We start from the raw sequence: 13515 nt of genomic DNA on the forward strand, positions 1-13515 counted from the left end.
CGCGTAACTTATTACTTGTTCGCCCCAAGCGGTAGAGCGAAGGGCCGGAAGGCCTGACTCCCCAAGTGGCGAACAACCACCCTCCTTCTTCGGTCTGGTTTCCTTGTGTTTCCGGGTTCTGGTTGGTTTCCTTGCTGTCGGTTCTTCCGGTGGTGGGGGTCGGACGCGTGCGTTCGAGTGGGTGGCCGTCCGTCGGGGTCGTTGATTTGACAGTTCGGCTGGGAGGGCTAAGCTAGAGAAGTTGCCTCGGAAACGAGGAAACGGATCTGGTTCCGGTCTTCACGGCGTGTCGATTTGACAGGCCGGGCGGGACGGATAAGATAGAGAAGTTGCCCCAAAGGGCCTCACCGGGTAGGTGGGGGGTTGGGAGCATCCGATCCTTGAGAACTCAACAGCGTGCACTTGTCAAATGCCAATTTATTCCTCGTCCAGTCTTCGGGCTGGTAGAGAAATTCCTTTGGATCAAAGACCAGCCCTTCCGGGGGCTGGCATTGGATGAAGTCAGTTGATTTTGTCTCTTTGGTCAGCATCAAACTCGCTGCGTTCCGGTTTTTCCCCGGTTCGTATGCATTTTTTCTTTACGGAGAGTTTGATCCTGGCTCAGGATGAACGCTGGCGGCGTGCTTAACACATGCAAGTCGAACGATGAAGGGGTGCTTGCACCTTGGATTAGTGGCGAACGGGTGAGTAACACGTGAGCAACCTGCCCCTCACTCTGGGATAAGCGCTGGAAACGGCGTCTAATACTGGATACGAGCAACGGCCGCATGGCCAGTTGCTGGAAAGATTTTTTGGTGGGGGATGGGCTCGCGGCCTATCAGCTTGTTGGTGAGGTAATGGCTCACCAAGGCGTCGACGGGTAGCCGGCCTGAGAGGGTGACCGGCCACACTGGGACTGAGACACGGCCCAGACTCCTACGGGAGGCAGCAGTGGGGAATATTGCACAATGGGCGGAAGCCTGATGCAGCAACGCCGCGTGAGGGATGACGGCCTTCGGGTTGTAAACCTCTTTTAGCAGGGAAGAAGCGAGAGTGACGGTACCTGCAGAAAAAGCGCCGGCTAACTACGTGCCAGCAGCCGCGGTAATACGTAGGGCGCAAGCGTTATCCGGAATTATTGGGCGTAAAGAGCTCGTAGGCGGTCTGTCGCGTCTGCTGTGAAATCCCGAGGCTCAACCTCGGGCCTGCAGTGGGTACGGGCAGACTAGAGTGCGGTAGGGGAGATTGGAATTCCTGGTGTAGCGGTGGAATGCGCAGATATCAGGAGGAACACCGATGGCGAAGGCAGATCTCTGGGCCGTAACTGACGCTGAGGAGCGAAAGGGTGGGGAGCAAACAGGCTTAGATACCCTGGTAGTCCACCCCGTAAACGTTGGGAACTAGTTGTGGGGTCCTTTCCACGGATTCCGTGACGCAGCTAACGCATTAAGTTCCCCGCCTGGGGAGTACGGCCGCAAGGCTAAAACTCAAAGGAATTGACGGGGACCCGCACAAGCGGCGGAGCATGCGGATTAATTCGATGCAACGCGAAGAACCTTACCAAGGCTTGACATACACGAGAACGGGCCAGAAATGGTCAACTCTTTGGACACTCGTGAACAGGTGGTGCATGGTTGTCGTCAGCTCGTGTCGTGAGATGTTGGGTTAAGTCCCGCAACGAGCGCAACCCTCGTTCTATGTTGCCAGCACGTAATGGTGGGAACTCATGGGATACTGCCGGGGTCAACTCGGAGGAAGGTGGGGATGACGTCAAATCATCATGCCCCTTATGTCTTGGGCTTCACGCATGCTACAATGGCCGGTACAAAGGGCTGCAATACCGTGAGGTGGAGCGAATCCCAAAAAGCCGGTCCCAGTTCGGATTGTAGTCTGCAACTCGACTACATGAAGTCGGAGTCGCTAGTAATCGCAGATCAGCAACGCTGCGGTGAATACGTTCCCGGGTCTTGTACACACCGCCCGTCAAGTCATGAAAGTCGGTAACACCTGAAGCCGGTGGCCTAACCCTTGTGGAGGGAGCCGTCGAAGGTGGGATCGGTAATTAGGACTAAGTCGTAACAAGGTAGCCGTACCGGAAGGTGCGGCTGGATCACCTCCTTTCTAAGGAGCATCTGACACCTCCGGGTGTCCAGAACCCAGATCGAAGACGAATGTTCTTCGCTGGGAGCTCATGGGTGGAACATTTGACATGGCATCAGAGCCAATGGTTTCTGCTAGTACGCACTTCGGTGTGGGAACGCGGGGGCCGGCGGGGCTGGTGCCTGCACGCTGTTGGGTCCTGAGGGACCGGATGTGGGAACACATGCGGTGCTTCTGGCCTTGTCGCTGCCAACGGGTGTTGGTGGGGATCGAGGACCGCCCGTACTTTGAGAACTACACAGTGGACGCGAGCATCTTCGAGACGATTTCGGTCGTCTCGGTTAGATGATCTTAAAGATCATTAGTCAATTTCGAGTCGGACTTCGGTCCGGCTTTCGATTCTTGATGAACTCATGTGATTTCAAGTCTTTAAGAGCAAACGGTGGATGCCTTGGCATCTGGAGCCGAAGAAGGACGTAGCAATCTGCGATAAGCCTCGGGGAACTGATAAGCGAGTTTTGATCCGAGGGTGTCCGAATGGGGAAACCCCGCTGGGCGGCGTGCCGACCCAGTGACTCCCGCCTGAATATATAGGGCGGGTAGAGGGAACGTGGGGAAGTGAAACATCTCAGTACCCACAGGAAGAGAAAACAACATGTGATTCCGTGAGTAGTGGCGAGCGAAAGCGGATGAGGCTAAACCGGGTGTGTGTGATAGCCGGCAGGCGTTGCATGCCCGGGGTTGTGGGACTTTTCTGATCATTCTGCCGAGTGGTCGACGTGACAAGGTGGTATAGGCGAACCGCATTGAAAGGCGGGTCATAGAGGGTGCCAACCCCGTAGCCGAAATGCCATGTCTTGGCGTGAAGAGTATCCCAAGTAGCACGGGGCCCGAGAAATCCCGTGTGAATCTGTCAGGACCACCTGATAAGCCTAAATACTCCCAGATGACCGATAGCGGACAAGTACCGTGAGGGAAAGGTGAAAAGTACCCCGGGAGGGGAGTGAAATAGTACCTGAAACCGTTTGCTTACAAACCGTTGGAGCCTCCCTAGCAGGGGTGACAGCGTGCCTTTTGAAGAATGAGCCTGCGAGTTAGCGATACGTGGCGAGGTTAACCCGTGTGGGGTAGCCGTAGCGAAAGCGAGTCTGAATAGGGCGATTCAGTCGCGTGTCCTAGACCCGAAGCGAAGTGATCTATCCATGGCCAGGCTGAAGCGACGGTAAGACGTCGTGGAGGGCCGAACCCACTTAGGTTGAAAACTGAGGGGATGAGCTGTGGATAGGGGTGAAAGGCCAATCAAACTTCGTGATAGCTGGTTCTCTCCGAAATGCATTTAGGTGCAGCGTTGCGTGTTTCTTGCCGGAGGTAGAGCTACTGGATGGCCGATGGGCCCTACAAGGTTACTGACGTCAGCCAAACTCCGAATGCCGGTAAGTGAGAGCGCAGCAGTGAGACTGTGGGGGATAAGCTTCATAGTCGAGAGGGAAACAACCCAGACCACCAACTAAGGTCCCTAAGCGCGTGCTAAGTGGGAAAGGATGTGGAGTTGCTGTGACAACCAGGAGGTTGGCTTAGAAGCAGCCACCCTTGAAAGAGTGCGTAATAGCTCACTGGTCAAGTGATTCCGCGCCGACAATGTAACGGGGCTCAAGCACGCCACCGAAGTTGTGGCATTGACATTTATGGTAGGCCTTCGTGGTCCAGCCGTGTTGATGGGTAGGAGAGCGTCGTGTGGCGAGTGAAGCGGCGGAGTGATCCAGCCGTGGACGCTACACGAGTGAGAATGCAGGCATGAGTAGCGAAAGACGTGTGAGAAACACGTCCTCCGGAAGACCAAGGGTTCCAGGGTCAAGCTAATCTTCCCTGGGTAAGTCGGGACCTAAGGCGAGGCCGACAGGCGTAGTCGATGGACAACGGGTTGATATTCCCGTACCGGCGAAGAACCGCCCCAGTCAATCCAGTGATGCTAAACGTCCGAACCAGTCCATCGGACCCTTCGGGGTTCACCGGGCTGGGGAGCACGTGACCCTATGCTGGTGCGGCTAGCGTATTAACAGGTGTGACGCAGGAAGGTAGCCCAAGCCAGGCGATGGTTGTCCTGGTGCAAGTGCGTAGGCCGAACCGTAGGCAAATCCGCGGTTCACACAGGCTGAGACACGATGCGGATAAAAAGTGGGTGATCCTATGCTGCCGAGAAAAGCATCGACGCGAGGTTCAAGCCGCCCGTACCCCAAACCGACTCAGGTGGTCAGGTAGAGAATACCAAGGAGATCGAGAGAATCGTGGTTAAGGAACTCGGCAAAATGCCCCCGTAACTTCGGGAGAAGGGGGGCCACCCGCTTATACGGACTTGCTCCGAAAAGGGCGTGGTGGCCGCAGAGACTAGTGGGTAGCGACTGTTTACTAAAAACACAGGTCCGTGCCAAGTCGCAAGACGATGTATACGGACTGACGCCTGCCCGGTGCTGGAAGGTTAAGAGGACCGGTTAGCCGCAAGGCGAAGCTGAGAATTTAAGCCCCAGTAAACGGCGGTGGTAACTATAACCATCCTAAGGTAGCGAAATTCCTTGTCGGGTAAGTTCCGACCTGCACGAATGGCGTAACGACTTCCCAACTGTCTCAACCGCGAACTCGGCGAAATTGCATTACGAGTAAAGATGCTCGTTACGCGCAGCAGGACGGAAAGACCCCGTGACCTTTACTACAGCTTGGTATTGGTGTTCGGTGTGGCTTGTGTAGGATAGGTGGGAGACTGTGAAGCGGTGACGCCAGTTACCGTGGAGTCATTGTTGAAATACCACTCTGGTCACTCTGGATATCTAACTTCGAACCGTGATCCGGTTCAGGGACAGTGCCTGGTGGGTAGTTTAACTGGGGCGGTTGCCTCCCAAAATGTAACGGAGGCGCCCAAAGGTTCCCTCAACCTGGTTGGCAATCAGGTGTCGAGTGTAAGTGCACAAGGGAGCTTGACTGTGAGACTGACAGGTCGAGCAGGGACGAAAGTCGGGACTAGTGATCCGGCAGTGGCTTGTGGAAGCGCTGTCGCTCAACGGATAAAAGGTACCTCGGGGATAACAGGCTGATCTTGCCCAAGAGTCCATATCGACGGCATGGTTTGGCACCTCGATGTCGGCTCGTCGCATCCTGGGGCTGGAGTAGGTCCCAAGGGTTGGGCTGTTCGCCCATTAAAGCGGTACGCGAGCTGGGTTTAGAACGTCGTGAGACAGTTCGGTCCCTATCCGCTGCGCGCGTAGGAAGTTTGAGAGGATCTGACCCTAGTACGAGAGGACCGGGTTGGACGAACCTCTGGTGTGCCAGTTGTCCTGCCAAGGGCACCGCTGGTTAGCTACGTTCGGGATGGATAACCGCTGAAAGCATCTAAGCGGGAAGCCGGCCTCAAGATGAGACTTCCATACCTTCGGGTGAGAGGCTCCCAGCCAGACTACTGGGTTGATAGGCCAGATGTGGAAGCACGGCAACGTGTGCAGCTGACTGGTACTAATAAGCCGATGACTTGATAACACACCATTCCTGGTGCTTGCGTCCACTTTGTGGTTCTCGACGTACGGTCGACAACCACGACAACACAATCGTTTTGTCTTGTCGTTACACGTCAATAGTGTTTCGGCGGCCATAGCGTGAGGGAAACGCCCGGTCACATTCCGAACCCGGAAGCTAAGCCTCACAGCGCCGATGGTACTGCAGGGGGGACCCTGTGGGAGAGTAGGACACCGCCGGACTTCTTCTGTGAGAAAGCCACCCCAGTGCTGGGGTGGCTTTCTTGCGTTAACGCGCGCACCCGCGACATCCGCCGCTGCGCGGCGGGCTTCGCGTGCCCGCGCGCGGCGCGCCGCACCGGCGCCGCCGTCGCTCCCCGGGGCCGTCTTCGCGACCGATGAGGGTCGTCTTCGCGACCGACGGCGGGGCCGGACGATCCCGAATCTCCCCATCGACTCCCGCGGCCCGCAGGATTAGCCTTGCCTCAGACGGGCCTTTCGCCCGCCTTCCGGTGGACGAAGGAGCTCGCGATGGACGCGATGATGATGGGCACCATGAAGGACATGATGTCGGGCGGCATGGAGACGATGGACATGTCTCTCATGCAGGCGTGCATGGACGCCTGTTCGGCCTGTGAGCAGGCCTGTACGGTCTGTTCGACGCAGATGATGGACTGCGCGCCGGCGTGCATGAACTGCGCCGACATGTGCAACACGATGATGCGCGCGATGATGCGGACGCAGGGCATGAGCCCCGCCGTGATGATGTCGATGCTCGACGCCTGCATGGCGATGTGCCAGCTCTGCATGGACATGTGCATGCCGCACTCCAACAAGAGCGAGGTCTGCCGTATGTGCGCCGCAGCCTGCAAGGCCTGCATGGACGCCTGCATGGCGATGCGCGACTCGATGATGGCGGCCTGACACGGAAGGCGAGAAAAGGGGGCGGCCCGGTCCTTCGACCGGGCCGCCCCCTTCTGCGTGTCCGCGTCAGGCGCGGGCGACGTTGTAGCGGAGAGAGCCGATGGCCAGCACGTCCCACTGGGTGTGCACGGCGATGGGCTGGCCGGGGGCGACCTCGAGGGCTGCGCCGCCGGCGTTCCAGAGCGCGACCTCCGTGCCGTCCAGCGTGATCGCGTGGATCGTGCCTTCGGCGAGGTCCACATCGGTCACCAGCGCGTCGGCCCAGCCGATCGGGGTCGCCGCGGCGAGGCGCGCCTGGATCAGGTGCAGCGCGTGGCCGGGGGCGTAGGAGGAGCAGACGTCGCCGTGGTCGCACATGCACGCCGCACGCTCACGCACCTGAAGGGGCGAAAGGCGGATGCGGGGCGTGTTCACGGGTGGTCTCCTCACGGGGGTTGTTCCGATCAGGTTACGGCCGGCGCCTGGGAGGAGGAAGGGGAGGCGAAACGTGACGACACATAAGCCGCCGGCGGGCCTGCGGCGTCAGAGACGCGGGGTCCGCGGAGGCGCGATCCGGCGGTCGCCTTCGGCGCCGATCGCCTCGAAACCCGCGCCGATCCGCAGCAGCGCGGCGTCGTCGTAGGCGCGGCCGATGATGGTCAGCCCGATCGGCATGCCGATGTCGGCCATGACGCCCATCGGCACGGTCACGCTCGGGATGCCGAGGTGGCGCATCGGCAGGTTGCCATTCGCGATCCAGGTGCCGTTGCGCCAGCCCAGGTCGGCGGAGGCCGGGTTCACGTCCATGTCGGCCGGGCCCACGTCCGCGACGGCCGGGAAGACGACCACGTCGAGGCCGAGCTCGTCCATCCACTGCTCGAGATCGATCCGTCGGGTCTCCTCGAGGCCGATAAGGCCGCCCTCGAGCTCCGGGATCGACGTGATCGTCGCGTCCGGGTTCTCGCGGACCCAGCCGGGGTACTCGGCGATGTCGTCGTCGAAGCCCGTGTAGCGGTCGGGAAGGGCGCCCTCGGGGTGCGGGAAGATCGTCGCGCCGTCGACGTCCGCGAGGCTGTGCAGGGCCGGATCGCCGTTGGCGGCGAGGAAGTCCTGCCAGCCCCAGGCCGACAGGTCCACGATCTCGCGCTGCAGGAACTCGGGCGTGACGAGTCCGCGGGTCGCGATCGTCGGGGCCCCGGGACGGTCGCCCTCGTAGTTCGACACGACGGGGAAGTCGACCTCGATCACCTCGGCGCCGGCGGCCTCCAGGTCGGCGCGCGCCCGCTCCCAGCGGGCGATGATCGACGCGCGCGTCTCGATGCGCTGTCCGGTCGGGCCGCCGATCCCGCCGGCGTCCGCGGTGCCGGCCGCGGCGTCGGCGTTGATGTACATCGCCGGGATCCCGATCCGGGCCCCCCGCAGCGCGTCGGCAGCGTCCTCGGCCAGCGCAGGGTACGACGCCGGGCGCACGGCCGAGGCGGCCGGGAGCGGGATCCAGGGCTGGGCGCGCCAGAAATCGCCGCGGGTCTCCGCATCGTCGGCCACGATCACGTCGAGGATCTCGAGCAGGTCCGCCATGGTCCGCGCGTGCGGGACCACGACGTCCATGGTCGGCACGAGCGGCCAGTTGCCGCGCACCGAGATCACGCCACGCGACGGGGTGTAGGCGCACAGGCCGTTGTTGGTCGCCGGGCCGCGGCCGCTTGACCAGGTCTCCTCGCCGAGCCCGAACGCCGCGAAGCTGGACGCGGTCGCGGTGCCGGATCCGTTCGAGGATCCGGACGCGAACGGCGCGGTGAGGAAGTCGGCGTTGTACGGGCTCTCCGCGCGGCCGTAGACCCCGCGCTGCATGCCGCCGTTGGCCATCGGGGGCATGTTGGTCAGGCCCAGGCAGATCGCACCGCCGGCCCGCAGCCGCTCGATCGTGAACGCGTCGCGCTGCGCGACGAGGTCCGCGAAGGCCGGGGATCCCGCCGCCGCGGTGAGGCCGCGCACGAGGTAGCTGTCCTTGGCGGTGTACGGGATGCCGTCGAGCGGCCCGCGCACCTCGCCGCGGGCGCGGCGCTCGTCGGACGCCGCGGCCTCGGCGCGGGCCTCGGGGTTGCGCACGACGACGGCGTTCAGCGCGGTCGCGGTCCCGGGGCCGTCGTAGGCGTCGATCCGGGCGAGATACGCGTCCACGAGCTCGACGGCCGTGGTCTCACCGGCCTCGAGGGCGGCGCGCAGGCGGGCGATGGGGGTCTCGACGACGTCGAACATGGGAGAGATCCTTCGAACGGGGGGCGTTTCGTTTCGCTGCGCTCGCTCAGCGACCGGTCGTGAGCGTGGGCTGCTGCTGGGTGATGCAGTGGATGCCGCCGCCGCGGTCGAACAGCGGGCGGGCGTCGACGGACACCACGCGGCGGCCGGGGTAGGCGGCGGCGAGGATCTCGCGGGCCTGCGCGTCGGCGCGGTCGTCGCCGAAGCCGCATGCGACCACGCCGTCGTTGGTCACGAGGTGGTTGACGTAGCTCCAGTCGACGAAGCCCTCCTCGTCGCGCAGCGTCGACGGCGCGGGCAGGTCGAGGATCTCGAAAGTGCGGCCTGCAGCGTCGGTCTGCTCCGCGAGGTGCGCGCGCAGGGCCGCGCTGACGGCGTGGTCGGGGTGCGCCGGATCCTGCTGCGCGTGCAGGAGGATCCGTCCGGGGGAGGGGATCGTCGCGACGATGTCGACGTGCCCGTTCGTGCCGAACTCGTCGTAGTCGCGGGTCAGGCCGCGGGGCAGCCAGACCGCCTTCGCGGCGCCGATCGTGCGGAGAAGCTCGGCCTCGACCCGCTGCCGGTCCAGATACGGGTTGCGGCGCGGGTCGAGCTGCACGGTCTCGGTGAGGAGAACCGTCCCCTCGCCGTCGACGTGGATGCCGCCGCCCTCGTTGACGAGGGTCGAGCTGACCAGCTCGGCGCCGGTCTCGGCGGCGAGGATGCGGGCGTGCTGCGCGGCCTTGGTCCACTCCGCCCAGGCGGGGGAACCCCAGCCGTTGAACACCCAGTCCACGGCGCCGAGCGCGCCGGGGCGCTCGTCGTCGACGACGAAGGTCGCGCCGGAGTCGCGCATCCAGAACTCGTCCACCGGGGCCTCGACGATGGTGATGTCGGAGGACAGCATGCGGCGGGCCCGGGCCAGCTCGGACGGGTCGACGAGGATCGAGACCGGCTCGAACTCGGCGACGGCGTGGGCGACGGCGGTCCAGGTGGCGTAGCCCTCCTCGCGCAGCGCGTCGGTGTCGCCCAGGGTGATGCCCTCGACGGGGAACGCCATCCAGGTGCGCTCGTGCGGTGCGGTCTCGCTGGGCATCCGCCAGGCCATGGTGTCTCCTCGTCGGGTTCGGGATCCTTGTTGAACATGCGATCAACTAGCGATACGGTATAGGTCCATGGAGACCTCGTCAAGCCCTCGCCCGCGGAGGATGCCCCCGGAGCTGCGGGAGAAGGCGATCCTCGAGGCGGCGATCGGGCTGGCCCGGGAGTCCGGGATCGCGGTTCTCACCGTGCGCACGATCGCCGCAGCCGCGGGCGTGACCCCCGCACTGGTCGCGCACTACCGGCCCGGCATGGACGCGTTCGTCGCCGAGGTGTTCGGCGCGATCGTCGCCGCCGAACGCGAGGAGGTCATGGCGTCCTCGCCCGCGGTCGTCGGGGCGCGGGCCAGGATCGCCGCGATCGTCGACACCCTGCTCGACGGTGACCGCGACGACGTCACCCTCGTGTGGGTGCAGGCGTGGGCGGCCGGCGCCCGCAACGACGAGCTCGGCGCGCGGGTGCGGCTCGAGATGGACGCCTGGCAGGCCGCGCTCGAAGAGCTGGTCGCGGGAGGCGTCGCCGCCGGCGAGATCGCCCCGGCGCATGCGCAGGGTGCGGCCTGGCTGCTGCTCGCGATGGTCGACGGCATGAACGCGCACTCCCTGGTGAAGTGGGCGCCGGATGACCGCGCCGGCCTGGCCCGCCGCGCGCTCGCCGCCGTGCTCGGCTGAAAGTCCCGGTGCTCGGCTAAGGGGTCGCGCTCCCCTGCCTGCCCGACCCGATCCTTCCGCTCGCTGGTCGCGACACGCCCTCATTTCGCCGGTTTGACGACGATTCGCGACCAGCGAGCAGGGGTGGAAGGGCGTGGGGCGGCCCGGGGTCACGGTACGATGTTCGCCGACCCGTTGATCCGGCGCGGCGTTCTGCTCGTCGCCGGGCGCCCGTAGGCTTCCGGGTCGGAAGGATCCTCCATGGACGCCGCGCGCATGCATGCCGCCTCGCCCGAATCCGCCGCGATCGTCGACGCCGTGCTCGACTACTCCCGCCGCCGGATGCTCGCCACCGACGTGCCGCTGGACAAGCCCCAGCCCGAGTCGGAGCTGCGCCGCCTCGTCGGCACCACGATCACCGACGAGGGCCTCGGCGCGCAGCGCGCCCTGAGCGTGTTCGAGCACATCCTCGCCCCGGCCTGCATCACCACGAGCCACCCCGCCTACCTGTCGTTCATCCCGACCGCGCCGACCGTGGCGTCGATCGCGTTCGACCTCGTCGTCTCCGCCTCGGGTCTGTACGGCGGCAGCTGGCTCGAGGGCGCCGGCGCCGTGCACGCCGAGAACGAGGTGCTCGCCTTCCTCGCCGCAGAGTTCGGCCTGCCCGCCACCGCGGGCGGCGTGTTCGTCCAGGGCGGCACGATCGGCAACCTGTCCGCGCTCGCCGCGGCCCGCGAGCACGCGCGCACGGCGCTCATCGAGGCCGGCCGTCCGCTGCCGGAGCGCTGGAAGCTCGTGTGCAGCATCGAGGCGCACTCGTCGAACAAGTCCGCCGCCCGGATCATGGACGTCGACGTGGTCGCCGTGCCCGCCGGATCCGACGGCAAGCTGCATGCGGACGCCGTGCGCACCGCGCTCGAGGAGCACGGCGAGGCCGTGTTCGCCGTCGTCGCGACGGCCGGGTCCACGAACTTCGGCATCGTCGACGACATCGAAGGCATCGCCGCGCTCAAAGACGAGTTCGATTTCTGGCTGCACATCGATGGCGCCTACGGGCTCACCGCGATGCTCGCGCCCGAGGCCCGGGCGTGGTTCGCCGGTGTGGAGCGCTCGGACTCGCTCATCGTCGACCCGCACAAGTGGCTGTACGCGCCGTTCGACTGCTGCGCGCTGCTGTACCGCGACCCCGAGAATGGCCGCCGCGCGCACACCCAGCACGCCGAGTACCTCGACACCCTCACCGACGCCGACGAGTTCAGCCCCTCGGACTACTCGATCCAGCTCACCCGGCGCCCGCGCGGCCTGCCGATGTGGTTCTCCCTCGCGACCTACGGCGTCACGGCGTACCGTGCGGCGATCAGCGAGACCCTCGCGCTGACCCGCCGGATCGCCGACGAGATCGCGTCGCGGCCCGAGCTGCGGCTCGTGCGCGACCCGCAGCTGTCGGTGGTCGTTTTCGAGCGCGAGGGCTGGGAGCGCGCGGACTACGACCGCTGGTCGGACGACCTGCTCCAGTCGCAGCGCGCGCTCGTCGTGCCGAGCTCGCACGCCGGCCGCACGAACACGCGCTTCGCGATCCTGAACCCGCTGACGACGTTCGAGGAGCTCGTCGGGATCCTGGACACGATGCGCTGAGGCTTCTCTCGGTCGTTGAGCGAGGACGCGCGCAGCGCGACCGAGACGAAACGCGGCGATCCGGCCAGCAACGGCGTTTCGTCTCGCTCCGCTCGCTCAACGACCGGATCAGGCCTCAGCCCGCGAAGAACGCCTTCGCGACGGCGGCGAGGTCGTGCAGGTCGCTCACGCCGGCGAGCTCGCGCGCGGAGTGCATCGACAGGATCGGGATGCCCACGTCGACCGTGCGGATGCCGAGCCGGGTCGCGGTGATCGGACCGATCGTGGACCCGCAGGGCACGTCGTTGTTCGAGACGAACTCCTGGGTCTCGACCCCGGCGGCATCGCACCAGGCATGCCAGGCGGCGGCTCCCACCGCGTCGGTCGCGTAGCGCTGGTTGGCATTGATCTTCAGGATCGGGCCGGATCCGAGCACGGGCTGCACGACCGGGTCGTGCTTGGCGGCGTAGTTGGGGTGCACCGAGTGGCCGACGTCGCTGGACAGGCACCACGACGCGGCGTAGGCGCGGTGCACGTCGGTCGCGTCGGCGCCGAGGCCGGCGTAGATGCGCTCGAGCACGTCCTCGAGGATCGGGCCCGCCGCCCCGGAGCGGGATCCGGATCCCAGCTCCTCGTGGTCGAAGGCCGCCAGCACGGCGATCGCGCGCAGGTCGCCGTGGGCGGCGATGTGCCCGAGCGCGACGACGCCCGCGTGCACCGAGGCGAGGTCGTCGAGACGGCCGCTCGCGAAGAACGCGTCGTCCTTGCCGAAGACCGCGCCGCGGGCGGAGTCGGCGACGACGGCGTCGAAACCGCGGATGTCGGCGGGATCCACGCCGGCGGCGTCCGCGAGCTCGGCGAGCAGGTCCGCCTCGAGCGGGTCGCCGAGGCCCCACACCGGCTGCGTCTCGAACTGCTTGTCGAGCGCGAGGCCGTTGTTGTTCACGCCGCGGTCGAGGTGGATCGCGAGCTGCGGCAGACGCAGCAGCGGCCCGGTCGCGGCGAGCACGACCCGGCCGTCCGACAGGGCCAGGCGACCGGCGAGACGCAGCTCGCGGTCGAGCCACGAGTTCAGCAGCGGGCCGCCGTAGACCTCGACGGCGGCTTGCAGCCAGCCGCGCGAACCCGTGGTCGGGCGCGGCTTGAGCTTGAAGCCGGGGGAGTCGGTGTGCGCGCCGAGCACGTGCACGGGCGTGGTCGGGGCGGCGCCCGCGGGCACGACCCAGGCGATCGCGGCGCCGTCCCGCACGATCACGAAGCGTCCGCCGGGCTGCGCGGGCCAGGCCGCCGTCTCATCCAGCCGGGTGAAGCCCTGCTCCTGCAGGCGCCGGGCGACCTCCTCCGCCGCGTGGTAGCTCGACGGCGAGGCGGCGATGAAGTCGGCGAGATCCTCGACGTGGGCGCGGGCGGAGGCGGCGTGGGACATGAGG

Annotated in this window: 7 protein-coding genes and 3 rRNA genes; 6 read left to right on the forward strand and 4 right to left on the reverse strand. The window is 65.1% G+C overall.

Annotated features, from left to right (window positions below):
• Positions 1-577: 577 nt before the first annotated feature.
• From RBR11_RS09535 to RBR11_RS09550, 4 genes are all read left to right on the forward strand, one after another.
• A 16S ribosomal RNA gene (locus RBR11_RS09535) occupies positions 578-2100 on the forward strand.
• Between the two features lie 398 nt (positions 2101-2498).
• A 23S ribosomal RNA gene (locus RBR11_RS09540) occupies positions 2499-5604 on the forward strand.
• A gap of 101 nt (positions 5605-5705) precedes the next feature.
• Positions 5706-5822, forward strand: a 5S ribosomal RNA gene (gene rrf / locus RBR11_RS09545).
• The 16S, 23S and 5S rRNA genes sit together here, the layout of an rRNA operon.
• 288 nt (positions 5823-6110) lie before the next feature.
• Positions 6111-6503, forward strand: coding sequence for a four-helix bundle copper-binding protein (locus RBR11_RS09550; RefSeq protein WP_308489106.1), 393 nt, complete (start codon positions 6111-6113; stop codon positions 6501-6503).
• Positions 6504-6569: 66 nt separating this feature from the next.
• On the opposite strand, the gene RBR11_RS09555 is transcribed toward RBR11_RS09550, so the two are convergent.
• From RBR11_RS09555 to RBR11_RS09565, 3 genes are all read right to left on the reverse strand, one after another.
• Complete coding sequence (locus tag RBR11_RS09555; RefSeq protein ID WP_308489107.1) at positions 6570-6917, reverse strand: hypothetical protein; 348 nt, start codon at positions 6915-6917, stop codon at positions 6570-6572.
• Positions 6918-7025: 108 nt separating this feature from the next.
• Entirely contained in the window at positions 7026-8741 is a 1716-nt protein-coding gene (locus RBR11_RS09560) for an amidase (RefSeq protein WP_308489108.1), read from the reverse strand.
• A 46-nt stretch (positions 8742-8787) separates the two neighbouring features.
• A complete protein-coding gene (locus RBR11_RS09565; protein WP_308489109.1) occupies positions 8788-9828 on the reverse strand; it encodes an agmatine deiminase family protein in 1041 nt (346 codons plus the stop codon).
• A 100-nt stretch (positions 9829-9928) separates the two neighbouring features.
• Here RBR11_RS09565 and RBR11_RS09570 point away from each other — a divergent pair, with 100 nt between their 5' ends.
• Both RBR11_RS09570 and RBR11_RS09575 read left to right on the forward strand, forming a co-directional pair.
• Positions 9929-10492, forward strand: a complete 564-nt coding sequence (locus RBR11_RS09570) for a TetR/AcrR family transcriptional regulator (RefSeq protein WP_308489110.1) — start codon at positions 9929-9931, stop codon at positions 10490-10492.
• Between the two features lie 240 nt (positions 10493-10732).
• Positions 10733-12106 (forward strand): pyridoxal phosphate-dependent decarboxylase family protein, encoded by a 1374-nt coding sequence (locus RBR11_RS09575; protein WP_308489111.1) that lies wholly within the window; start codon positions 10733-10735, stop codon positions 12104-12106.
• Positions 12107-12221: 115 nt separating this feature from the next.
• Here RBR11_RS09575 and RBR11_RS09580 read toward each other — a convergent pair whose 3' ends face one another.
• Positions 12222-13511, reverse strand: coding sequence for a M18 family aminopeptidase (locus RBR11_RS09580; RefSeq protein ID WP_308489112.1), 1290 nt, complete (start codon positions 13509-13511; stop codon positions 12222-12224).
• Positions 13512-13515 lie beyond the last annotated feature (4 nt).

Source organism: Microbacterium capsulatum (assembly GCF_030865425.1).
Lineage (GTDB): Bacteria > Actinomycetota > Actinomycetes > Actinomycetales > Microbacteriaceae > Microbacterium > Microbacterium capsulatum.